The sequence below is a fragment of the Alphaproteobacteria bacterium LSUCC0719 genome (assembly GCA_040839025.1).
Classification (GTDB): domain Bacteria; phylum Pseudomonadota; class Alphaproteobacteria; order Puniceispirillales; family Puniceispirillaceae; genus UBA8309.
This window is the reverse complement of record JBFPJN010000001.1, coordinates 478,086-501,668: the sequence shown is the minus strand read 5'-3', so window position 1 is coordinate 501,668 and position 23,583 is coordinate 478,086. Positions and strand designations below refer to the sequence as shown.

Here is a 23,583-nt window from a genome sequence, read left to right as displayed (position 1 = left end):
GGGGGAATAGCGGTTTTTGTTATATCCTGAACGGGTTGGAACCTCGTGCCTGCCAGACTTCTGGCGGATCCGAGGGTGTTGACCTCATCAGGAACAGGGCTACCACTTGATGCCGCGAAAGCACCGATCATGATGACGCCGGGATGGTTTGCCGGACTGATGACCGGCACGGTACTCGACGGCCAGATCGACATTGCCTTTCTTCATACCGATGGCGATATCGTGTTGGAATTCGGCCCGGCGGCACTGGTTCCCTATCCAGACAATACCCGCAAGCTGATCGCGGCGTCTGTTGCGGCAGCGCAGGACTGGCAGTTTGAGGGTCCGGAACCAGCCATATTTGCGGAAACCGAGGCGGCGCTGACAATCGCGCAGGCACAGGCCGTAATCGACACCGCCCGCAGTCATGACCTTCCGATGGAAGCTATATCCGCCGTCGGGTTTCACGGTCAGACCGTTCTGCATCACCCTCCAGACACCACCACAAAGGGCCGCACACGCCAGCTTGGCGATGGCGCACTTATGGCGAGTATGATTGGACGGCCTGTGGTGTTCGACTTTCGTACCGATGACGTTGCCGCAGGTGGGCACGGCGCGCCTCTTTGCCCCTGTTACCACGCCACGCTGCTGAAGCGCGCCAATGCCGACCCATCGGTTGCAGTTCTCAATCTTGGTGGTGTTGGCAATATCACATGGCAGGGGGATGATGGACGTCTGATCGGATTTGACACCGGCCCCGCGAATGCGCCAATTGATGACTGGATCAGGATGCACGATGCCGGCTCGATGGACAAAGATGGTCTGATTGCCGCAAGTGGCACCGTGGACAAGGATCGGCTTGCCCAAATCATGAATAAATCCTATTTCTCACTTAAGCCCCCAAAGTCACTGGACAGAAACGATTTTTCAGCATCTCTTGCAAAGGGACTCTCTCTTGCTGACGGGGCGGCCCTGCTGACCGCGCTTGCTGCGGCAGGTGTGGCGCGGGCCCTTGCAATGCTGCCGGTAAACATCGACAGGCTGATCGTCTGTGGGGGCGGTCGCCATAACAGGACGCTGTTACGCGCGATCACCGAACAGGCTGGGGTTGCCCTGGACCCGGCAGACAAGCTTGGCTGGCGTGGTGATGCCGTCGAAGCCGAATGTTTTGCCTATCTTGCGGCACGCCATGTCGCCGGTCTGCCGGCAAGCTATCCAGAGACCACCGGCGTCCCCTCGCCCATGCCGGCAGGTCGGCTTGCGGTATCGAATGCGTCTGCTAGGCTGGCAGGGTCAGGAGACCACGCATGACCCGTTCGCCCCCCTCTCGCCGGCAGCCGATAGATGGCCTTCTTGAAAGCGATGCCATTGAATTGCTTGTCGTGCATTGCTCGGACACGCCTGATGACGAACCCTTGCGGGCACGCGACATTCAGGCGATGCATCTTGGTTTTGGATGGGATGGCATTGGCTACCACAGGGTTATCGGGCGTGATGGCCTGTGCGAGGCGGGGCGACCCGAATATTGGCGCGGCGCGCATGTGAAAGGCGCCAATGAGCGAAGCCTTGGCGTATGCCTGATTGGCCGCAACAGCTTTACCGCAGCGCAGATGGACAGTCTGGCCAACCTTCTTGCCCAGTGGCAAAGCCGGTATCCAAAGGCCCGTATTGTCGGCCATCGCGATGCCGTCGACACACACAAAACCTGTCCCAATTTCGAGGTCGCCGAATGGTGGCGGGACCGTCAGTGCCAAGAGCATGGAACACAGATGATGGTCTGCGCCGCCTCATTGCCGCTACGGCGCGCCACATCCGAGGACTCCCCCCTGGAAACGGAAGCCTTGTTCGGGGAATTGGTCGAAATCCTGGAACAGAATGGGACTCATACCCGTATCCGTCTGCTGGTGGATGATTATGAAGGCTGGATCACCAGCGAGGGGACATTGGGGCCCGTCATCAAAGGAACGCATCGGATCAGCGCGGCGTCAATCCACGCGCAATCCGCGCCGGATGTAAAATCACCGGCAGTGATGCGGCTATCGATGGGGGCATGTGTGACCGTTTCAGCAACCACCGGTGACTGGCACGCCATTTCCCTTGGCAATGGCACCACAGGATATATTCCTGTTCGGTCCACCCTGCCGGTCGACGAGGTGGAGGATGATTTTGTCAGGATCGCCGAGCGCTTCATCGGCACGCCCTATCTGTGGGGCGGGCGAAGTGCAGCCGGGATAGATTGTTCGGGACTGCTGCAGCTTGCTCTGCAGGCAACCGGCATTGCCTGTCCACGCGACAGCGGCCCGCAATTCGAATGGTTTCAGGCACAAAGCCGGACAATCACCGTCGACCCAACAGCGGCTCGACGCGGTGACATTGCCTTCTGGCCGGGTCATGTCGGGATATTTCAGTCACCGGACAGGTTCTTACATGCCAACGCACATCATCATGCCGTGGCAAGCGAGGCGGCATCAGACGCATTGATACGCGTTGACGCCGCCTCTGCCGCACCTGCGATCATTCTGCGGCTTGATGGTCGGTCTTTGAAAACAGCTTGTTCCTGAGCATCCACAGAACCGCCAGAGCCGGAATGACCATTATGGCGGTGATGATAAAGAAGATGCCCCAGTCGCCATTCAGCCAGTCAACAAGCGCCCCGGATGACGATGCCAGCAGGGTCCGCCCCAGCGTGCCGATCGAGGCCAGAAGTGCATATTGCGTTGCCGTGTAGTTACGGTCGACAAGAAGCGATATGAACGTCACAAAGGCAACAGTGGCAAATGCGGCGGCAAGATCATCGGCAATCACCGCAATGGCGAACATGATCTCGTTCTGTCCGACCCAGTGCAGGACGCTGAACAGGATATTCGTTGCCGCCATGGCGATGCCGGAGATCAGCAACGCTTTGACAACACCTGTGCGCAGCGCGAAAAGCCCGCCAATCAGCGTAAAGGCGACGGTTGTGATCCAGCCAAGCCCCTTGGAGTAGATCGCGATATCCGATTTTGAGAAGCCAACTTCCTTGTAGAAGATGATCGACATCTTGCCCATGAAGGCTTCACCGATCTTGAACAGGAAGATAAAGGCCAGGATCATTACCCCGATCTGGATGCCGTTCTTGCGGAAGAATGACCAGAGAGGTTCAATTACCGTTGTCGTGACAAAGCTGATCAGCTGGACAATCGCGCCCTGCCCTCCCATGCGCTCGGCCATTGCCCGCTGGGCGTTGCGCTGATCGGCGGCACGTTCCTTTGTGCCGGTTTCGGGAATGAACACAAGCCCGACATTGAACAGCACGACAAGAACCCCAAGCGCGACAAATGTCATCTGCCAGTAGTTCTCAACCCCGCTTGTCTGCAAATGGTCGGCAAGAAACAACGCGATCATCCCGCCAAGCTTGTAGCCTGACCACCAGCCGACTACCGCCACAGCCGCGCCGGCAGCCATGCCCTTGGCGTCATCCTTGTCGATCTGTTCGATCCGCAACGCGTCGATGGTGATATCCTGCGTTGCCGAACAGATGGCGATGATCAGACCGGCACCAATCACCAGCGCCAGCGACGTGGTTGGATCGATCGTACTCCACAACAGAAGACAGGCCAGGATTATCGCCTGAAGCGTGATGATCCATGCCTTGCGGTGGCCAAGCCTGTCAGTCAATACCGGCACACGAAGCCTGTCGATCAGTGGTGCCCACAGGAAGTTGAAGGCATAGACACCGAATATAAGTCCGGCCCACCCGATGGCGCTTCTCGACAGGCCATCCTCCTTGAGCCAAAGTGACAGGGAACTTCCGATCAGAACCCAGGGAAAGCCGCTGATCATCCCCAGCAGGAGAATGCGTGCCATCCTGCGTTCAAGATAGGATGTGATCATATCTGACATGAAGCCCGAAGACTGGGCCGTTTTCTGGTGAACCACTTACCCCTCCCAACACCTGAATGTCTTTATGGTTGAGATCAGGCTATGCCGTGTTGTCCAATAAAGGCAAATTATATTGAGTCGGGATGTGCGACAGCCCGGCCCGCAATTGAGGAGGCATGACAGGGTGACAGACTGGACCGTGACCATCACAGGCACCGGATATGGCCTGACAGCCCCCCATCACCGCTGTGACTGCCTTGTCGGCAGGACAGGTTTTGTTGCCGGTGATGCCAAACGTGAAGGCGACATGGCAACACCGCTTGGAACCTGGCCCTTGCGCTATCTATATTATCGGCCCGACCGTATGTCTTGTCCCGAAACCGGGCTGCCGACCATTGCGTTGACGCCTGACATGGGCTGGTGCGACGACCCGGAAGATCCGGCCTATAACAGGCCGGTCGACCTGCCCCATCCGGCCAGGCATGAAAGACTGTGGCGTGATGATTCTCTATACGACCTGATTGTTGTGCTTGGACATAATGATTCGCCACCAGTCCCCTATCATGGCAGCGCCATCTTCCTGCATCTTCGCGAGGCGGACACAAGCCACACCGCCGGCTGTATCGCCGTGACAAAGCAGGACATGCTGGCGCTGCTGCGCGCGGCAACCACCGATACAGCCATCCACATTGCCGCTGACGCCCCGTCGGCAGACCAGAACAGCCTGCCATGAACAATCCACAGCAGATATTGGGACCACATCTCCCGGCAACGCCAATCCGTGGTTATATCGAAGGCTACTACGGTCGTCTGCTGACCTGGCAGGACCGCAACAGGATCATAGAGCGGATGGCCGGACTGGGTCTGAATGCCTATCTCTATGCGCCGAAGGAGGATCTCCGGCACAGGGTTGAATGGCGAACCCCGTGGCCAGAGGAATGGCTTCAGCACTTCACCGCCCTGTGCAAGGCCGCGGCAATGCGTGATGTGATGATTTTCGGCGGAATCGCGCCGGGGCTGGATTACGACTCCCGACGCGACAGCGCGGAATTCGACCTGCTGCTGGCCAAGGCACAGGCGCTGCAGTCAGCTGGTGCAACTGCCATCGTGATAATGTTTGACGATATTGAGCCACCACCATCAACGCTTGATTCCGCCCTGTCTGACGAAATCGCACTCCATGCCGGCATCGCCACCCGCCTTGCCGCCCGGCTTGATGTGCCGACCCTGATCGTGCCCCGCATCTATGCCGACGAAATCAGCAACGCCGCAGCTGACAGCTACCGGGCCATGACCGCCGCCATTCCCGAGGATATGGCGGTCTTTCATTGCGGATCACACATTGTCGCCGGTGCCAACCCACTGGCGCCGGAATCGACACCGGCCGGCAGCATCTTTGGACAGCGGCTGATCCTGTGGGACAATGTCTATTGCAACGACTACTGTCCACGGCGGTTATTCGTTGGACCTCACGCGAACCGTGCCACAACGGGTGATCTGATGTTGAATGGCACCGGCATGATCGAAACAGATCTGCTTCTTCTGGAAATCATCGTGGCAGGCGACGACGAGGCCGCCTGGCGCTGCGCGCTTGCAAAGGCCGGTGTTCCGGACGATTTCCACAAGATTGCCGCCTGGTTCAACATGCCGGTGATGAATGACCGGATTCCCGCAGCGCCCCCACAACCTGACGACAGCAGCTTTGCCGCCATTGAAACCCTGCTATGGCGGTGGAAAACACCGCTGGCACGCGAATGGTATCCGTTCCTGTTCGGACTGAAGCATGATCTGTTGCTGGCGGCCGGCAGGCTTCCAGAACTGCGGATTGCGAAGACGCAGACAGCCGCGCTGTATGAAAAGCTTGCCAGCACGCAGACCGGCAATGATCCTGTCGGAGATGAAGGAAACCGCGATGATGAAGGATAGGGCACCGACGCCAATCTTTGATGGACACAATGATGTCCTGTCAAAACTGCACGCAATGCGTCCGCTGGACCCTGCTTCCGCTTTCACTGACGGGTATGAGGCCGCCATCGACCTGCCAAAGTCCCGCGCCGGAGGATTTGCCGGCGGGTTCTTTGCGGTCTATGTCCCGCCAAGGGACGTCGACCACGGGCTGCGTCTGGAAGCGATGATGGCTGAACACTATGAACTGCCCCTGCCACCCCGGCTTGACTGGTCCCATGCGGTATCTGTGACCATGGCGCAGATCAACATCCTGCTGGAACTTGAACAGCATGGGGCGCTTGCCATCTGCCGCAATGTCGGCGATCTGAGCGCTAGCATGAAGGCCGGCACAATCGCCGCCATCATGCATATCGAGGGCGCCGAGGCGATCGATGCCGATTTGACCATGCTGAACGTGCTGCATGCTGCCGGGCTGCGGTCACTGGGGCCTGTCTGGAGCCGTCCCACGATTTTCGGTCACGGCGTTCCCTTTGCCTTTCCCTCGGAACCGGATACCGGACCCGGATTGACTGAGGCCGGACTGCGACTTGTGAAACGATGTGACGAGCTTGGCATCCTGATTGACCTGTCACACATGAACCAGGCCGGGTTCCACGATGTGGCCAAACATTCTGGCAATCCCCTTGTTGCCACACATTCCAACGCCCATGCCATCTGCCCGCACGCCCGAAACCTGACCGACGACCAGCTTTTTATGATCCGTGACAGTGGCGGCATGGTCGGGCTGAATTTTGCCACAGCCTTTCTGCGCCCCGATGGCAAGATGATGCCGGATGTTCCGGCTGAGGTGATGCTTCGTCACCTTGACCACCTGATTACGATCCTTGGCGAGGATCATGTCGGACTTGGTTCGGATTATGATGGCGCCATGATGCCTGATTGGCTTGCCAGCGCGGCCGACCTTCCACATCTGGTCGACGCCATGCGTGACCACGGGTTTGGCGAAACGCTGATCTCAAAGCTGTGCGTGGACAATTGGATTTCCATTCTCAAAAAGATATGGAAATAGTTTTATTTCAGAATCTTGAAATCCAAACTTTACATACAGATTAAATCTGGAACCAGTCTTTAGACCGGGCACAGATCACTCTGCCGACCGTTCCGCCCAGCCTGCAAAGATCTTTTCAAGCATCACGACAACGTAATAGAGCGCGATCCCCAATACCGCGAGCGCGATCAACACCGCGAACATCAGCGGATAGTCGGAATTCGTCTTGCCACTGTCAAACAACGCGCCGAGACCACGACCATGCGGCGACACGATTTCCATCAGGTTTGTGCCAATGAAAGCAAGCGTTACCGCCACCTTCAGGGCACCAAAGAATTCAGGCAATGTCTTTGGCAGGGCAATCTTCCAGAAGATCGTGAGCTTCGATGCGCCAAGCGAGCGCAGAATGTCACGATATTCAGGCTCGAGAGTGGACAGGCCGATGGATACAGACACGGCAATCGGAAAGAACGAAATCATGAAGGCGATCAGAACGGTGTTCAGATCATGCTGCCCGACAAACATCAGCGCCACGATAGGAACAACGGTTGCCTTTGGAATGGCGTTGAAGCCAACCAGAAGCGGATACAGCCCCTCGCGCATGACCTTGGAAAACCCCATGACCATGCCAAACAGCACGCCAACAATAATGGCGATCAACAAACCGACAACGGTACGCCACAGCGTTTCCCATCCAAAGGTCAGGAACAACCCCTTGAACCGCCAGAACGCTGGCCAGAGATCACTCGGTGACGCCATCTTGTAGTTCGGCCAGCCATTGACCCATACCAGGGCTTCCCAGAAACACAGGAAGATGACGATGGCCAGGAGCGGCACAAATACCTGTCTCATTGGGTTGCCTCCTCGCCTTCACGGGCAATCCTGATCTGGTCACGAAGCACATTCAGCGTTTCCGTCGCCTCGCTGGTGTAAAGATGGTCCAGCGTGCGTGGTCCGGTATTCGGAAGTTGCAGGCTGTATTGAACCGTTGCCGGGCGACCGGACAGAACAACAACCTCGTCAGCCAGGAAAATGGCCTCGCGGAGATCATGCGTAATCAGCACGCCGGTAAACGGCTCTTCGGCACGCAGCCGGTGCATGGTCAGCCACAGATCCTCGCGGGTGAAGGCATCAAGCGCACCAAACGGCTCGTCAAGAATCAACACTTCGGGCTGATGGACCAGTGCCCGGCACAGCGAGGCGCGCTGACGCATGCCGCCGGACAGCTCGGACGGGCGTTTGTCTTCGAACCCGGCAAGACCAACAAGTTTCAAAAGGTCGCGCGCGCGCCGCTCCTTGGCGGCGGCATCAAGCCTTGTTGGCACGATCTCCAGAGGCAACATGACATTCTTCAGGATACTCCGCCATTCAAGAAGGACGGGATTCTGGAACGCCATCCCGACCGTTGACCGTGGAGAGGTCACGCGCTCTCCCTGCAGCCAGACATTGCCGGTGTCAGGCTTCATCAATCCAGCGACAAGACGTGTAACAGTGGATTTGCCACACCCGGACGGGCCAACAATGGCGCTGAAACCATGCCGTGGCACGCTGATCGTCAGATCGTCGAGAACCTGAAGCGGGCCTGTGTTTGTCTTGTAGGTATGCGAAACACCATCAATGACGATAAGATCGCCGTCACCTGTGCCGGAAGCTGAATTGTCTGCCATTTATTTTGACCATAAAAGCTGTTCAGGCATGGCGGTCATTCCGCCATGCGCACGCCAGACTGCCATGAAGCGGGGCAGCGCACCACATCATAGTGCCCTGCCCCCCTGTTCATGACAGGTCTAGTTCAGTGAGAACCCGCCAGCCGGCAGATAGGCATCTGTAAAATACAGCGCCGCATCTGGCTTGGACTTGTACTCGTAGGTTTCACTGAGCTGCTCGATAGCGGCGGCGAACCGCGCGTTATCGATGGTGCCCATGCCATTGGCCTTTACATGGTCGGTCAGGACATTCGCCTCGATCGACAGGATCAGACGACGCTCTTCGAGCGCGGCATCGGCTGCCGGATTACGCTTGACCAGCGATGCCGCCGCATCTGACGGGCTGGCAATGGCGTCTTTCCATCCTGCGGCCACCGCACCAAGGAAATCCTTGATGGTGTCGGCGTTGGCTGCCGCGTATTCGGTATTCACGATAATGGCGTTGCCATAAAGCTGCAGCCCGTGATCCGCCATCAAAATGGTCGAAATATCATCCTCCGGTACACCAAGACGAACCAGATTCAGATAGGAAGAGAACGAGAATCCGGTGACTGAATCAACCTTGCCTTCGGCCAGCATCGGCTCGCGGGTCGGGAAACCGACAGGTTCGACCTTGATCTTGTTCATGTCGAGATTGTTGGCCTTGGCAAAGGATGGAAACTGCGCCCAGGCACCATCAGGTGGCGGTGCGCCAAGAACCGAACCCTCGAGATCGGATGGTCCCGAAATGCCAAGCGACTTGCGGCCAACAACGGCGAAGGGAGGCTTGTCGTAAACCATCATCACCGCGGTGACCGGCGCACCGGGATTCTGGTCAAGGAATTTGATCAGCGAGTTGATGTCAGCAAAGCCGACAGGAAAGGCGCCGGTGGCAACCTTGGGAATCGCATCCAGCGACCCCTTGCCGGGGGACACCTCGACATCCAGCCCAACAGCGGAAAAATGGCCATTGTCAATGGCCAGAAAATAAGGGGCGGATGGACCCTCGAATTTCCAGTCCAGCGCGAACTGGATCTTTGTAGCGGCGAAACTGGACGCCGATGCCATGACCCCGACAAGGGCCATCGCAAATGTTTTACCGATTATTTTGATCATCTTGTTAACTCCCACGTCTCGGCACCCTGCGATTGGTGCGTTATGCTGACCATAAGACTGGATTCATGCGGTGATTGACAGTGCTGTTTTGTTGTCACGACTATGCAATATTCTGTCTTGGGTGAAAACTGGGATTTTGATGATGAAGATAGCTGACCTTGTCGCGGAAATGCTGATCGCCAACGGTATTGACCAGCTTTACTGTCTTCCAGGGATCCAGAATGATGGTTTCTTCGACGCGCTGTTCGACCGCACCGACCGGATCACACCCATTCAGACCCGGCATGAACAGGGCGCGGCCTATATGGCGACGGGCGCGGCACTTGCCACAGGCCGTCCCCAGGCTTTCTGCGTTGTACCGGGACCGGGTTTTCTGAATGCCACGGCGGCCCTGTCCACCGCCTATGCGGTCAATGCACCTGTCCTGGCGCTTGTCGGCCAGATTCCGCTTGCCGCACAGGGCAAGGGACATGGGCTGCTTCATGAAATCCCCGACCAGTTCGGCATTCTTGAACGGCTGACAAAATCAAGTCATCGCATTACCGGCCCACAGGATGCTGTCGCAGCCATAAAGGCGGCGTTGCGCGACCTGAAATCGGGCCGCCCTCGCCCCGTCGGGCTTGAGGTCGCGGTCAATCTGTGGGGACAGACGGCACCCGATGAAGGAACCGCACTGGACGTCGGCCCAGATGTTCCGCCTTCGGCAGACACCGACGCCATTGAACAGGCGGCACACCTGATTGCCTCGTCACGTTCACCGCTGATTGTCGTTGGCGGCGGCGCTCAGGATGATGCCGAGACGGTGCGCCTGTTCGCGACACGAATTGGCGCCCCCGTGGTCGCCTTTCGCACCGGCCACGGCATTGTGCCAAGTGACGAGGCGCTGGCGATCGGCATGCCGGTTGCCCATAGCCTGTGGGCCGATGTTGATCTGGTGATCGGCCTTGGCACACGTCTTCAAAGCCAGATCATGGCGTGGGGTCAGGATGACAAAATGAAGGTCATCCACATCGATATAGACAGCACACAGATTGGCCGCAGCGCCGCAGTTGATGTTGGAATCCACGCGCCACTTTCCGATGCGTTGCCACTGCTGCTGCACGCCATTGACAAAGACACAGCCCCCAACGCGGCATGGCTTGAGCGTATCGCCGAGGCGAAGAGCCGACGCGCCGGCGAATATGCACAGCGTCTTGCCCCGCAACTGGCCTGGCTTGGTGCCATTCGCGACGCGCTGCCACCGGAGGGTATCTTTGTCGATGAATTGACGCAGACAGGCTATGTCTCCCGCTTTGCCTTCCCAAGCTATGCACCACGAACCTTCATTTCGACAGGCTATCAGGGAACATTGGGGTATGGCATCGCCACCGCGCTTGGGGTTGCCCACGCCAGGCGCGACGTTCCGGTTGTTGCGATCAGCGGTGATGGCGGCGCGTTGTTCACCATCACTGAACTTGCGACAGCCGTGCATCATCAGATTCCCCTGACTGTCGTCATTTTCAATGATCATGCCTTTGGCAATGTCAGACGCCTGCAGATCGACAATTATGACAGCCGTCTGATCGCATCGGATCTGAGCAGCCCGAATTTTGCGGCGCTGGCTACGTCTTTCGGTGCGCAGGGACTGATTGCCTCGACGCCCGAGGATTTGCGCAGCAACCTTGAAATTGCGATGGCCTATGACGGGCCCAGCGTCATCGAGGTGCCAGTCGGCGAGCTTCCGTCACCATGGGATTTCGTCCTGATGCCAAAGGTACGATAATGAAAACCCGGTTGGCCCTTGCCCTGCTGTTCTTCCTGACCAATACCGGCGCGGCCTTCGCCACTCCGACAAGCGAAATGGTCTGTGACTGGGTGGCCGCGGCCGTGGCGGCACCCGACGGCTCATACAGGGTGGATGATGCGGCCGGAAAGGTTACGGTCAACCTGCGTCCGCCGGGGCCAGCCTGGCGGCTTGCCACCATCGACATCAGGGACATGTCCGAGCGGCCGCTGATGCAGATCAGGGTGCTGCCATCCTGCCAGCCTCTGGAGGCGCGTCGGCTGGTGCGAGCCCCGGACGGATCCGTCGACAGAATTGAAGTGCTGGCACCGGACTTCAAACGACCTGTCGCCATCGAGCCGCAGAACCCACCCCTGCCCCGACTTTCGGCAGGCACCGGCAGCGCCGTGCTGGCCCTTGTCGATACAGGGGTCAATTATCTTCTGCCGGCGCTGCATCCGCATCTTGCGACAGGCGCAGATGGACGCCCGCTTGGCCATGATTTCTGGGACGATGATGACCGGCCCTATGATTCCGATCCACGCGCGAACCCCTATTTTCCAAGACATCACGGCACAACAGTGTTCAGTGTTCTGGCACGGGAAGCCCCGGACACTGATATCGCCATATACCGCTTTCCAGCACCGGATATGTGCCGCTTTGAGGAGCTGATCAATCATATGGCAAGTCTGTCGGTGCGGATCGTCAGCCTGTCGATGGGATCCGACGATCGGTCTGACTGGCATTGTTTCGAACGCGCGGCCCAGTTGCATCCGCAGATGCTGTTTGTCGTCTCGGCTGGCAATGATGGGCGCGATCTGGATCAGATGCCCGTCTATCCGGCTGCGTTGGCGTTGACGAATATGGTCGTTGTCACATCTTCGGATAATTTCGGCAGGCTGGGACGCGGTTCCAACAGCGCAGCGGTGTCGGTTGACGTGATGGTGCCAGCCGAGCAGATCGAGGTGATCGACCATCGCGGCGCATTTGCCGAGACCGGCGGAACAAGCTATGCGGTGCCTCGCGTTGCCGCGCTGGCCGCACGTTTTCTTGCCGCCAACCCGGATGCTGTGACAGCTGACATTATCGGCTTTCTGGCGTCACGGGCCATCCCGGCGCCAGGGGTCCGGCTTGGGTTTGGCTGGATCCCCGACCCGACAGACGATTTTGGGTTCTAGTCGCCAAATGCCTGTTTGAGAAAGGATTCGGCAAGCGGCACCGCGGCCGGGTTGTGACGCCGCATCAGATCAAGCGCCTGTTCACCAAACTCACGATCACCTACACCACCGGCGACCTGAACCGCCATGCGAAGCGCCTGCGCATTGGTCGGATCAATCGCCAGATACCGCTTCAGCAATGGCAATTCGCCGGCAAGATCACGGTCAAGATGCAGCGTCACGGCAAGTGACATCAGGCTGTTCGGACTGTCGGGGTCGAGATCGAGACTGCGTTCAAGAAACGACCTCGATTGTGCAAACATCCACCACCTGCCGAAACTCTGTCCGGCCTGATCCAGCAATTGCTTGTTTCCAGACTCCAGACAGCGCGTTTCAATCACACTGACAAGATCAGCCGGCGGATCACGCTGGATCGACGCGCTGTCATACAGCGCATCGGCGCATTCACGGATGGCACGGCCAACCCTGCTAAAGGGCACGGCGTGGCTGGCCGACATTCGATCGGCGGTAGCAAATATATGTACAGCGGGAATGACTTCGCTGATCTTGCCATCGCCAGAGGCCAGTATCCCGACAAGGGCTCCCTCGGCATCGACAACGGCCCCACCGCTGTTGCCTGGCAATGCGTTTGCATTTGTATGGATCCGGGCCCGAGTAGACGCACCGTCTTTTGGATATTGTGCCCAGTCACCAGGCCGGTAGACACGCGGGCCATTGCGGCCCTGGTCAAAGGCCACGACAAACAGCTGTTGCCGACCGGCCGACAGCGTAACCTGTTCGGGCACGGGCGGCGTCACCTCTGCCCCCTGCACCCGCAGCAGAACAAGATCGACGTCCACATCATGTGGTTGCGGTGTCGCCCGCGTGATGACGCCACCTGCATCACGCGTGATGACCTGTGCGTGATCCTCGGCTACATGGTGGTTTGTGACAATGTACCCGCCAGGCAAAACCGTACCACTGGCAATCATATTGGGAGTCTTTATCCCAACAATGCGATCCTGCCAGTCACACACGGCTGCCGGCGCATCACACGCCGCTGCAACGGCAGGCGAAAGGGTGCCCGTTACAGCTGCAACCCCGAGGGCAATCAGCAACGACAGACTGTAAAGCAAGGGTGGAAACATCACACGGCTGTTCATGAGCGTAGTCTGCGGCCGACACTCACGCCGCACAAGGTGCCATTCCGCCGCGCCCGGATGACAGGCCGGTGGATGAAAACGTCTTCTGCAGCAGGATCAGGCCAGAAGATGCGATACCGGGCTTTCATCCATCTGGCCTGTCAGCAGATGCGCAAGCTGAAGGGTCATCTCAGCCCTGATGCCGGCATGCGCGGCACTGTCCCACAGATTATCGGTTTCCCGGGGGTCGGCCTCAAGGTCATAGAGTTCACCCCAGGGTTCGTCCTGATACAGTGTGAAACGCCATCTGGCGCTGCGCAGGCTTCGTACCCGCGCCGGTCTGGCAAACCCAAGCCGCTTGCCAAGATCGTTGAATTCGGTCAGCACCACATCGCGATGGACATCCGCCCCCTTGATCACGGGCAGGAAACTTTCCCCCTGCATGCCGTGATAGGGCGTCAGTCCGACGCGATCAAGAATGGTTGCCGAAATATCAATGGTCGCCGCTAGGGCGTTCGTGACACGTTCCGTGCGGTCTGCCGGGTCGGACCAGATCATCGGCACCTGCGTGATCGACCTGAAGGGCATCGCCCCCTTCAGCAAAAACGAGAAGTCACCAAGATAATCACCATGGTCGGCATTGAAACAGATCACCGTGTTGTCGTACTGGCCATTGGCCTTGAGCGTCTCGACAAGCCGCCCGACCTCATCATCAATCATCGTGATCATACCGGCCGTCAACGCCATCGCCTCGCGAAGATGCTGCTCGTCAACGCGGCACGCTGTCGTCGGGCTGAGCGGCTTTTCACCGGCCTGCCACTGTTCAGTCATCCATGTCATCGGTGGTGTCGGGTTGCGATGCGCTTCGAAAGGCAGGCTGACATCAAACTGGTCCGGGTGATACAGGTCCCAGTATTTGCCGGGTGGATTGAACGGGTGGTGCGGGTCGGGAAAGGAAACATATGCAAAGAACGGTGCGTCCGCACCCGCCTGCGAGGTGATCCAGTCGGCAGCCTGAATGCCGACATAGCGCGTGGGATAGAATTCTTCGGGAATGGGCGTTCGATATGCCTGCGGGCAGCTGTAATTATGCGGCAGTTCACTGGCCGGATCCTGCAGATCCCGCCAGTTCGGACAATGGGACCGGAACCATTGTTGATAATGCCCATTACACTGGTCACCATGACCAGTAACCATGTCGACATGCTGGAACCCATAATAGGACCCGGTGAATTCATAGCGATCATCACCAGCATATGACGACGGCTGCTCATGGCTATGGATCGCTGTGGGGTGACGCCGCGCTTCCTCGATCAGGCGTGTCTTGCCATCATCGCTTCGCAAGGGCGGTTTTTCGGTAAAGGGTTGCAAATGGCTTTTGCCGATCGAGGCTGTCCGGTACCCGGCCGCCACCAGCACATCGGTAAAACAGTTGCTGTCGGTTGGCAGAACGCAACCATTATAGCGAAGACCGTGGGTTGACGGATAACGTCCGGTCATGAAGGACGCCCTGTTGGGCATACAGACCGGCGAGGTTACCTGAAAATTCGCAAAGCGCGTGCCCCTGGCGGCCAGAGCGTCAATATGCGGGGTCTTCACCACCGGGTGCCCGGCACAGCCAAGCCAGTCCCAGCGGTGCTGATCGGTCATGATAAACAGGAAATTCGGTCTTTCTTGGGAAGTCATCGTGGCACCCTGTGAACTCGTCATGGACAAAAATACAGCCATGACCGGGTGGATAATGCAACATCATTGGCCGGTACGGTTCTTGCCGGACCGAAGCAGCTGCATCCACAATCAATAGAAAATTAGTAATTAATATATTAGTGACAATTAATATTAATGATGTGACCATCACTTAGTTTTATGACGTTTTTTAATAGATTTTTTTCTGGGATATACGATGCCCCATTCTTTATTTCGCAGTGAACGACCATACCCCCCGCTTGTCAAAACCATATCATGGCGCATCAGGACTTGGCGCTGTGTTCGTCGCCCTATGTTATCATGCCTTGCGCTGGCCTCACTGGCCGTGGCGATAGCGGAAAGTGCCATCGCCGCCGATTTCATTGGCGTGGCCGCAGCGCTCCGAGGCGACGTCGTCAGGGTGGCGGCAAAGGATGGTGGCGGTGACATAGGCCCTGTGTCGTCCGGTACCCGCATTTTCCTTGGCGATCAGATCGAGGTCGGCCAAGGCGGCAGAATGCAGATCATGCTTCTTGATGAAACGGTGTTTACATTGGGAAGCGGCGCCAGACTGACGATGGACGAATTCATCTATGACCCGGCATCCCAGACCGGTTCGATGGCAACAAAGATCACCAAGGGGGCGTTTCGGTTCGTTTCCGGCAAACTTGCCAAGTCGAGCCCCGAGGCGATGAAGGTAAGGCTTCCTTCGGCCAGCCTCAGCATCAGAGGCACCCAGGTTGCCGGGATTGTTGACGATCAGGGCGGCAGCCAGATTGTTCTTGTCGGCCCCGGCCCCAATGCAAGCGGCGCTGCCCTGGGCGCCGTCACCGCCAGCAATGCGTTTGGCAGCGTGGAGCTGAAACGCGCCAACTTTGCGACACGCATTGCCCCTGACAGGGCTCCTGCCCCTCCTCAGGCAGCCACACCGGAAACAATCCAGCAGATTGAGCAAAGCACCGGTGAGGACGCCGCCATCGAAATCGCCGAGGCTATAGGCGTTGAATCGCTGGATATTGTTCCGGCCATCGATACCGATGATGATGGTATTCCGGATACCATTGCCGGCAATGCGGAACTTGGCAGAAGCATCGCCGCCGCAACTGACGGAACAGCCGTGACAAACGACCAGGCCATCCTCGATGCCGTATTTGCGTCGCTGTCGACGGTTGTGACCGAGGGCGAGCCTGACGAGGATGATTTTGGCACGCTTGGGGTCAATCTTGGTGGCGGCGCAACAGCACTGTTCAGCGGCGGCGCACAATATCGCGGCGATACGACGATCAGTCAGCTGCTGAATTACGGTCTCACAGGCAGCACGACCTACACCGCCACCGATGTGGCAATATCCTGTTCCAACAGTTCAGCTTCAGGATGCGGCGGCAGCTATGACATCGCCGACACCTGGGACTTTGCCACCGGCTCGGTCCAGATGGTGCTGTCCGACGGCACCGCCGCGCTGGATTATGATGGTGATGGGACGGTTGATACCTCTGTTGCGTTCTCGATGGACGTCACTTTCGAATATGGCCCAAACGGCCCGCTTGGCACATCGATCCAGACAGCCAACGAGGGTAGTGATATTCCCGGCTACATTCACGTCGCCGCCGAATATGACAGCTCGCTCTCACTCCAACCCTTTGGCTCAAGCGAGACATCATCGCATATCGGGGATGACGAAGCGATCAACCAGGTCAACTGGACGACTGTCAACGGCAACAGCATGACTGTAACCGACCAGGGATCCGGCATCCCGGGAAGCCTGATCTTCCGCAATGACGCCTTCCTGTCGAACTTCACACTTGGAAATGATGAAGCCTCCGCATCAAAGGTCGGCAACATTGCCAGCCACGAGCTGACTATCGAAAGACCCGTCGCTGGAGACGATCCTGCCGAACTGGCAACGGGCACCGTCCATGGGATGGTCACCCAATGAGCGCGAAATCACTGTCACCTGTCGTTCGCCTGGCAGGCCTGTCGACCATTCTGGCATGTTTTGCAATGATCCGTGCCGCGCATGCCGAGGTCACCTGGGCCGATCTGCTGTCCGACCCTGACAATGCCGGGCTGAACCAGCAATTCGTTGCCGAGCGGCTGGCAAAAGGTGATGTGCCGGCAGCCCTTTCGGCGGTTGAGCGGTTGATCATCCAGCGCCCTACAGACATCCCGGCTCGCATTCTGCGGGCTGAACTTCTGGTCGGACTGGGCAATGACACGCTTGCCAGAGGCGAACTTGACGCGCTTGCCAGATTGCCGCTTCCAGATGACCAGAAGCAAAGGATCAAGGAGCTTCAGGACACCATTGACAGACGCGCCAGCCGGTGGCGCAGCACAGCCTCGCTGTCATTCGGTGTGCGGGGCAGCGACAATGCCAACAACTATCCCTCTTCAGGCCTGCTGGATTTCAAGCTGAATGACGCCGCGTCCCCTGCAACCCGCCAATATGAAAGCTTTGGCGGCGCCACGAAAACAACGCGCGAGGTGGCCGGAACGGCCAGCATCACCATGGCCACCACCTATGAACTGCCAAACCAGGATCGGGACACGCTGACCGCCGGCATTTCGCACAGCGAGGCACGGGGGCGGAAATACCACTATCTGTCAAACAGCACCACAACGGCCTTTGCCGGTGGGAATATGCGGGTTGGTGGCATCACCCTGCTACCTGACCTGCGGTTGACCGAAACACACAGCAAGACGGCCCCCTCCAGCAATATCTCGCTTGTCAGCCTGACTGTCGGCTCTATGCTGCCGTTCAAAATCCGGGGCTATGTCGGGGCTGAATACAGCGTTGTAAACCGCATACCGTCAACCAGCTTCAGCACCGCAAACCAGAATGATGGCCATTCACGCGGCTACAGGTTGGGCCTGTCGCGATCACTTCTATCGCGGCTGCTGGTATATGCCGAAGGAAGCTATGACACCTTCAATCCGATGGAAACGCGTTTCAGCCAGAACACCATTCCCTATGCACAGGCGCTGGCAAACCAGAACCGCCAGCAATCCGGAACCATTGGTGTGGTGTACACAGCGACACCACATGTCCAGCTGCGGGCAAGCGTCGATGCATCCGACAGCAAATATGAAGCCAGGGATCCAACAAGCAAGAAATTCCGCCGTGACAAACGCACCCGCAGCAGCGTCGGCATCAGGATCGCTGGAGGTGCTGCCAGCCAGAAGCTGGAAAAGTTCAGCCTCGGTTTCAATGCCTCGACAACGCGTAACGATTCAAATCTCAGGCAAAATGACTACAAACGGTCAGAGGCCTCACTGACGGTGAATTATCAGCTCGCCAACTGATGGACCTGCGGATCACACCACCGCAAGGTCCATCACCCCCTTGGCAAGCAGACGAAGGCCGGCCAGTGTCACCAGGATGCGGAACACCATACGGAAGCGCTGTTCGGGAATTCTGTCACCCAGACGTCTTCCCATCAGCGTGCCGGCAATGCCGGCAACCGCGCCGCAGACGATATGCAGCCAGTAATCCGCATAGACAAATCCAAAGCTGACATATCCTGTCGCCTTCATGATTTCGAGACCAAGCAGACAGATGGCCAGCGTGCCGGTAATCTGCTGGCGATCAAGGCCCGTTCGCAGGATTGCCGGTTGCAAGAACAACCCCACCCCGAAAATCGTGCCGAAACATCCATGCAATCCGCCAACATACAGAAACTGTCGTGGCAGGCTCAACGTCACGCCCTTTGGCACGAGCCAGACCAGGGCCAGTAGCAACGCGCCAAGCAGCAACGCAATCATCCCTTCATCCAGCGATACGAAGATCTGCGCTCCGACAACCACGCCAAGGGCCGCGGCAGGGGCGAACATCAGGAAAATGGGCCAGTTTATATGCCGCCAGAAGGTGAGGATCCGGGCAATCAGTGACGGCGCGGCAAGAGCCGACTGCATGGGGATTGCCGCAGCAAGAGGCAGTACGGCCGAACTTGCCGCCAGCATGATATAGACACCGCCTGTTGCGACCGCTGCATTGACAAGCGCTGCAACGAAACACCCAACAGACACAAACAGAATTTCCACCAGCATGGAAACAGCATAGACACGGTTGAGGTGCCTGACCATCGCAACTGTCACGTCGTATCAGTTGCCCATGATCGGCCACAGCTGTGTCTTGACCGTGATCGGACGCCGGCGCAATGTGCGACATGATCCTGGATCGTCCCATCATCGGCATTGCCTTCATGCTGGGATTTTGCGTCTTTGCGCCGATGGGCGATGCGGCGGCAAAATCCATCGCCCTGGCAACCCCGCTTCTGGTGCTTCTTCTGGCCCGGTATCTGACACAATGGTTGCTGCCATTGCCGCTGATCATGATCAGTGGCAGAACACTGAAGATGACGTCAAAGGTCGCGCGGATCATTCTCGCGCGAAGCGTTGTCCACATTGCCGGGGTGGCGGTAATGTTTACCGCCTATCGCTATCTGCCGCTTGCCGATGCACTGGCCATTGCCTTTGTCTTTCCCTTCATCATGCTTGTCATGGGAAGATTCTTTCTTGACGAGCAGGTCGGCATAAGGCGGCTGGGGGCCTGTACTGTCGGCTTTCTGGGTACGCTGTTGATTATCCAGCCAAGCTTTGCGGCGGTTGGACTTCCTGCGTTGCTGCCGCTTATCGTGGCGTTCCTGTTTGCGTTGCTTGTGCTTCTTACCCGGCAGATTGCCAAGGATTACGATCCAGTATGCCTGCAATCTGCAAGCGGCCTCGTCAGCGCGGTGATCCTCATGCTGGCTTGGGCATTGACACGACATCTGCAGATTTTCGACCTGCAGCTTGTTATGCCAACCTCTGGGCAGGCGCAAACGCTTGCCCTTGTCGGCGTTTTCGGCACGCTGGCGCATCTCGGCATGACCTATGCGGTGCGCTTTGCGCCGTCTGCGACGCTGGCACCGATGCAATATATCGAATTGCCGATTGCCACGGTCATCGGATGGGTGATGTTCAACGAACTTCCAAACGGCCTTGCCGCGGTGGGGATCACGATCACCATCCTGGCAGGCCTTGCCGTGATCTATTTCGAACACCGGGCGCTGGCACGCGAGGCGCATGGCTGACGGCGCTTGCGACGCCTGGTCAACTGACCTAGGGTCACCATATCACCTACCAACAGCAGGAAACGGCCTCAGATGCGGTATGACGAGATGTTCAGTTCCGAGGCGCGAACAATCGACGATATCCGCATCGCGTTTCGGCGTGCTGGCGACGGTCCACCATTGCTGCTGTTACACGGGTACCCGCAGACAAACATGATGTGGCACAAAATCGCGCCGGCGCTGGCCGCCCATTTTACCGTGATCGCCGCCGACCTGCGTGGCTATGGTGACAGTTCCACCCCGGACAGCGATGCCGAACACAGCCCCTATTCCAAACGGGCCATGGCAGCCGATATGGTCCGTTTGATGGGCGATCTAGGTCATGATCGTTTCATGGTTGCCGGTCATGACCGTGGCGGGCGTGTAGCCCACCGCATGGCCCGTGATCATGCTGACCGGGTGACCCGAATAGCCGTCCTCGACATCGCACCAACAGCGGCAATGTACAGCCAGACCGACATGCGTTTTGCCACCGCCTATTACCACTGGTTCTTTCTGATCCAGCCAGCCCCCCTTCCGGAACGCATGATCGGTGCCGACCCGGAATTTTTTCTGCGCAGCAAATGCGGACAATGGGGGCGCACCGAAGGCGCCATTACAGATGAAGCCTTTGCCGAATATCTGCGATGTTTCCAGCGCCCTGAAACCATTCACGCCATGTGTGAGGATTATCGCGCTGCGGCGGGCATCGACCTGATCCATGACGCCGTCGATGCAGATACTCCCCTCGCCATGCCGTTGCTGGCGTTATGGGGGATCGACGGGTTTGTGGGGACCAATTATGACGTGCTTGCCGAGTGGCGACAGGTTGCCAAAGATGTCAGCGGCCACGGCGTTCCCGGCGGCCATTATCTGCCGGAAGAAGCCCCGGATGAAACGCTGGCGGCACTCGTGACCTTCTTCAGCTGACGAAAGACCGGCACCCGCATGTCACAAAACAGCCTGATTTCAGGGACGCCAAACCCCACTGCAGGGCTGATCATGGCGCTTGCCGGGGCGCTGCTTATCACCCCGGATACGCTGTTGATCCGGCTGTCCGGGCTGGAAGAATGGGGATTGACCTTCTGGCGCGGTGTGCTGATCGGCGGCGGTTTATGCGCACTGTGGGTTTTGTTCGAGGGACGCCGTGTCATGACCCAATATCGCGGGCTTGCCACGGTGCCGGCTCTGGTGATTGTCATGGCCAACCTTGTCAACGCCATGGCATTCAATTTCGCGACGATGGAAACATCGATCACCGTCGTTGTCACGGCCCTTGCCACCGCGCCATTGATGGCCGCCGCGCTTGGCTATTTCATTCTGGCAGAACGCACGACGCCTCGTACATGGATCGCCATTACACTGAGCATGATCGGCGTGCTGACGGTGATCATGAATGGCGACGGGGCCTTGCTGGCCCCTGAGGGCAATGTATGGCTAGGTGGCTTTCTTGGCTGCCTTGCCGCGCTTGGTATTGCCGTGGTCTTCGTGATCACACGCCGACATCCAGATGTACCGGTGCTTCCCGCCGCTGGTATCGGGTCCATCCTGTCGGGGCTGGTTGGATTTGCCATGGCACCCGCAGGCGCGATCATCACCGGCAATGCAATCGCCATCGGGCTTATGGGGCTGATCGTGATGCCGGTTTCATGGGGCCTGCTGACACTGGCACCACGCCATACCAGCGCGACCATTGTCAGCCTGTTCATGCTGCTGGAAATGGTGCTGGCCCCCTTCTGGGTATGGCTTGGCACTGGCGAACGACCAAGCATGCCGATGATTGCAGGTGCGGCGCTGGTGCTTGCAACGCTGATGATGTATTTCCTCAACGCCATCCGCGAGGCGGCACCGGAACAGCGTTCTAGCTCTGGCGAAGATGCGCCTTGACCGCAAGGTCGGGACCAGCAAGCCGGTAGGCCTGAGCAAAGCCGAGAACCATCACACCGCCCGTCGGACGAAGCCGCAAAAGATGAAAATCGGTAAAATCACGGATCAATCCCATGGTGGGGCCATGGCGTGACGCAAACGCATCACAAACAACATCAAAAATCTCAGTTTTTCGATCAATTTCAGAAAGTTCCGCATCAAACTTTATGCGTTTTCTGGCCCAGATATTCTGTGCCTGGCCTTCATCCTCGATCACAAGAAACGCCGCCGTTCCGGCATTGAGCATAGCTCGGACATGCGCCGAAAGACGGCTTGGATAGATGAACATCTCCCCATCATGCCAGACCAGTGGGGTTACACCCATTTCGGGCATGTCATCATCGCCGGGCGCTGCCATCAAAATGGTCTGCGCCGCCGCGAACAGCGCGTCACGCTCTGCCTCCAGTCCGGCAACATCGATATCACCCATTTCGCGTCCTTGCGTCATCCCGGCAGCATCCATATCCTTGCAGCGTCATTGCGTCGCCTGTATGTGCTTAGATATGACCGATCGCGCGGCGTGCAAGCAAGCCAAGACGGGCAATTTGCGCTACAAATTTGCGCCACAGGGGACAGGCAGATGCAGGAACAGTCAGCCCAGACAGACATCAGAACCGTAGCGGTAGAGGTGTTTGCCGATGTCATCTGCCCCTGGTGCTATATCGGCAAACGTCGCCTTGACATGGCTTTCGAGTCGCGGCCGGACATCAGACCATCCTATATCTGGCGTACCTTCCTGCTGAACCCGACCATGCCGCACGAAGGGATGGAACGCGACGCCTATCTGAGCGCGAAATTCGGCAACTCTGCGGCGGCAGTTTATGGACGTGTGGCGGCGGCAGGCCTCGACAGTGGTATCGAATTCCGGTTTGACGCGATTTCACGCACGCCAGACAGCAGGCCGGCACATCGTATGCTGATTGCCGCCGGACATGACAGCGCCGAGCTGTCTGAAGCTGTTTACAGGGCCTATTTCGTGGAAGGACAGGATATCAGCGACCCGCAAGTGCTGGAAAATATCGCGGTTGCGTTCGGTCGTGCAGACCTGATCGACATGGCCGCGGACGAAACCGTGGCGCGCCAGCTCGATACCCATCTTGCAACCGGCAACAGGATGCGACTTGACGGCGTGCCATTCTTCATCTTTGGCGGCAAATATGCCATTGCCGGCGCCCATCTGCCCGAACATCTGGTGCCGGCCATCGACGCGGCGGCGGCGCTATAGG

The 23,583-nt window shown here is 58.0% G+C and carries 21 protein-coding genes; 13 read left to right on the top strand and 8 right to left on the bottom strand.

Features of this window, described 5'->3' with window-relative positions; all coding sequences use genetic code 11:
• Positions 1-132 precede the first annotated feature (132 nt).
• A complete protein-coding gene (locus tag AB3X55_02390; GenBank protein ID MEX0502428.1) occupies positions 133-1,290 on the top strand; it encodes an anhydro-N-acetylmuramic acid kinase in 1,158 nt (385 codons plus the stop codon).
• Positions 1,287-2,540, top strand: a complete 1,254-nt coding sequence (locus tag AB3X55_02385; GenBank protein ID MEX0502427.1) for an N-acetylmuramoyl-L-alanine amidase — start codon at positions 1,287-1,289, stop codon at positions 2,538-2,540. The genes AB3X55_02390 and AB3X55_02385 overlap by 4 nt, the downstream gene beginning before the upstream one ends.
• Here AB3X55_02385 and AB3X55_02380 read toward each other — a convergent pair.
• On the bottom strand, positions 2,494-3,825 hold the full coding sequence (locus AB3X55_02380) for an MFS transporter (GenBank protein MEX0502426.1): 1,332 nt from the start codon (positions 3,823-3,825) through the stop codon (positions 2,494-2,496). The two genes, AB3X55_02385 and AB3X55_02380, sit on opposite strands and share 47 nt — an antisense overlap.
• 199 nt (positions 3,826-4,024) lie before the next feature.
• On the opposite strand from AB3X55_02380, the gene AB3X55_02375 reads away from it, so the two are divergent.
• Genes AB3X55_02375 through AB3X55_02365 form a run of 3 tightly spaced genes read left to right on the top strand, consistent with a single transcriptional unit; the run spans position 4,025 to position 6,817 of the window.
• Complete coding sequence (locus AB3X55_02375) at positions 4,025-4,573, top strand: L,D-transpeptidase (GenBank protein ID MEX0502425.1); 549 nt, start codon at positions 4,025-4,027, stop codon at positions 4,571-4,573.
• Positions 4,570-5,766: a beta-N-acetylglucosaminidase domain-containing protein gene (locus tag AB3X55_02370; GenBank protein ID MEX0502424.1), complete on the top strand. Its 1,197-nt coding sequence runs from the start codon at positions 4,570-4,572 to the stop codon at positions 5,764-5,766. The genes AB3X55_02375 and AB3X55_02370 overlap by 4 nt, the downstream gene beginning before the upstream one ends.
• Positions 5,756-6,817 (top strand): dipeptidase, encoded by a 1,062-nt coding sequence (locus AB3X55_02365; GenBank protein MEX0502423.1) that lies wholly within the window; start codon positions 5,756-5,758, stop codon positions 6,815-6,817. Before AB3X55_02370 ends, AB3X55_02365 begins: the two co-directional genes overlap by 11 nt.
• 75 nt (positions 6,818-6,892) lie before the next feature.
• Here the strand turns inward: AB3X55_02365 and AB3X55_02360 are convergent, their stop codons facing one another.
• The 3 genes from AB3X55_02360 to AB3X55_02350 form a co-directional block, all read right to left on the bottom strand.
• Positions 6,893-7,648, bottom strand: coding sequence for an ABC transporter permease (locus AB3X55_02360; protein ID MEX0502422.1), 756 nt, complete (start codon positions 7,646-7,648; stop codon positions 6,893-6,895).
• Positions 7,645-8,463 carry an ABC transporter ATP-binding protein gene (locus tag AB3X55_02355; GenBank protein ID MEX0502421.1) on the bottom strand — a complete coding sequence of 273 codons (819 nt, stop codon included), beginning with the start codon at positions 8,461-8,463 and terminating at the stop codon, positions 7,645-7,647. Before AB3X55_02355 ends, AB3X55_02360 begins: the two co-directional genes overlap by 4 nt.
• Positions 8,464-8,583: 120 nt before the next feature.
• Entirely contained in the window at positions 8,584-9,567 is a 984-nt protein-coding gene (locus AB3X55_02350; GenBank protein ID MEX0502420.1) for an ABC transporter substrate-binding protein, read from the bottom strand.
• 169 nt (positions 9,568-9,736) lie between these two features.
• Between AB3X55_02350 and AB3X55_02345 the strand changes: the two genes are divergently transcribed.
• Both AB3X55_02345 and AB3X55_02340 read left to right on the top strand, forming a co-directional pair.
• Positions 9,737-11,359, top strand: coding sequence for a thiamine pyrophosphate-dependent enzyme (locus tag AB3X55_02345; GenBank protein ID MEX0502419.1), 1,623 nt, complete (start codon positions 9,737-9,739; stop codon positions 11,357-11,359).
• Positions 11,359-12,537, top strand: a complete 1,179-nt coding sequence (locus tag AB3X55_02340) for a S8 family serine peptidase (GenBank protein ID MEX0502418.1) — start codon at positions 11,359-11,361, stop codon at positions 12,535-12,537. Before AB3X55_02345 ends, AB3X55_02340 begins: the two co-directional genes overlap by 1 nt.
• Here the strand turns inward: AB3X55_02340 and AB3X55_02335 are convergent.
• On the bottom strand, positions 12,534-13,679 hold the full coding sequence (locus AB3X55_02335) for a trypsin-like peptidase domain-containing protein (GenBank protein ID MEX0502417.1): 1,146 nt from the start codon (positions 13,677-13,679) through the stop codon (positions 12,534-12,536). The two genes, AB3X55_02340 and AB3X55_02335, sit on opposite strands and share 4 nt — an antisense overlap.
• A gap of 96 nt (positions 13,680-13,775) precedes the next feature.
• Positions 13,776-15,344, bottom strand: a complete 1,569-nt coding sequence (locus AB3X55_02330; protein ID MEX0502416.1) for a sulfatase — start codon at positions 15,342-15,344, stop codon at positions 13,776-13,778.
• 313 nt (positions 15,345-15,657) lie between these two features.
• On the opposite strand from AB3X55_02330, the gene AB3X55_02325 reads away from it, so the two are divergent.
• Together AB3X55_02325 and AB3X55_02320 are read left to right on the top strand one after the other, a co-directional pair.
• Positions 15,658-17,280 (top strand): FecR domain-containing protein, encoded by a 1,623-nt coding sequence (locus AB3X55_02325; protein ID MEX0502415.1) that lies wholly within the window; start codon positions 15,658-15,660, stop codon positions 17,278-17,280.
• The gene (locus AB3X55_02320) at positions 17,277-18,644 is read left to right on the top strand and encodes a hypothetical protein (protein ID MEX0502414.1); all 1,368 of its coding nucleotides are present in this window, start codon (positions 17,277-17,279) and stop codon (positions 18,642-18,644) included. The genes AB3X55_02325 and AB3X55_02320 overlap by 4 nt, the downstream gene beginning before the upstream one ends.
• Before the next feature lie 12 nt (positions 18,645-18,656).
• Here the strand turns inward: AB3X55_02320 and AB3X55_02315 are convergent, their stop codons facing one another.
• Positions 18,657-19,436, bottom strand: coding sequence for a sulfite exporter TauE/SafE family protein (locus tag AB3X55_02315; protein ID MEX0502413.1), 780 nt, complete (start codon positions 19,434-19,436; stop codon positions 18,657-18,659).
• 62 nt (positions 19,437-19,498) lie between these two features.
• Between AB3X55_02315 and AB3X55_02310 the strand changes: the two genes are divergently transcribed.
• The 3 genes from AB3X55_02310 (at position 19,499) to AB3X55_02300 (ending at position 22,318) form a co-directional block, all read left to right on the top strand.
• Positions 19,499-20,413, top strand: a complete 915-nt coding sequence (locus tag AB3X55_02310; protein ID MEX0502412.1) for a DMT family transporter — start codon at positions 19,499-19,501, stop codon at positions 20,411-20,413.
• Between the two features lie 87 nt (positions 20,414-20,500).
• Positions 20,501-21,361: an alpha/beta fold hydrolase gene (locus AB3X55_02305; GenBank protein MEX0502411.1), complete on the top strand. Its 861-nt coding sequence runs from the start codon at positions 20,501-20,503 to the stop codon at positions 21,359-21,361.
• 18 nt (positions 21,362-21,379) lie between these two features.
• A complete protein-coding gene (locus tag AB3X55_02300) occupies positions 21,380-22,318 on the top strand; it encodes a DMT family transporter (GenBank protein ID MEX0502410.1) in 939 nt (312 codons plus the stop codon).
• Here AB3X55_02300 and AB3X55_02295 read toward each other — a convergent pair.
• Positions 22,293-22,805, bottom strand: coding sequence for a hypothetical protein (locus tag AB3X55_02295; protein ID MEX0502409.1), 513 nt, complete (start codon positions 22,803-22,805; stop codon positions 22,293-22,295). The two genes, AB3X55_02300 and AB3X55_02295, sit on opposite strands and share 26 nt — an antisense overlap.
• A gap of 132 nt (positions 22,806-22,937) precedes the next feature.
• Here AB3X55_02295 and AB3X55_02290 point away from each other — a divergent pair, with 132 nt between their 5' ends.
• Positions 22,938-23,582, top strand: coding sequence for a DsbA family oxidoreductase (locus AB3X55_02290; GenBank protein ID MEX0502408.1), 645 nt, complete (start codon positions 22,938-22,940; stop codon positions 23,580-23,582).
• The last annotated feature ends 1 nt before the right edge of the window (position 23,583 follow it).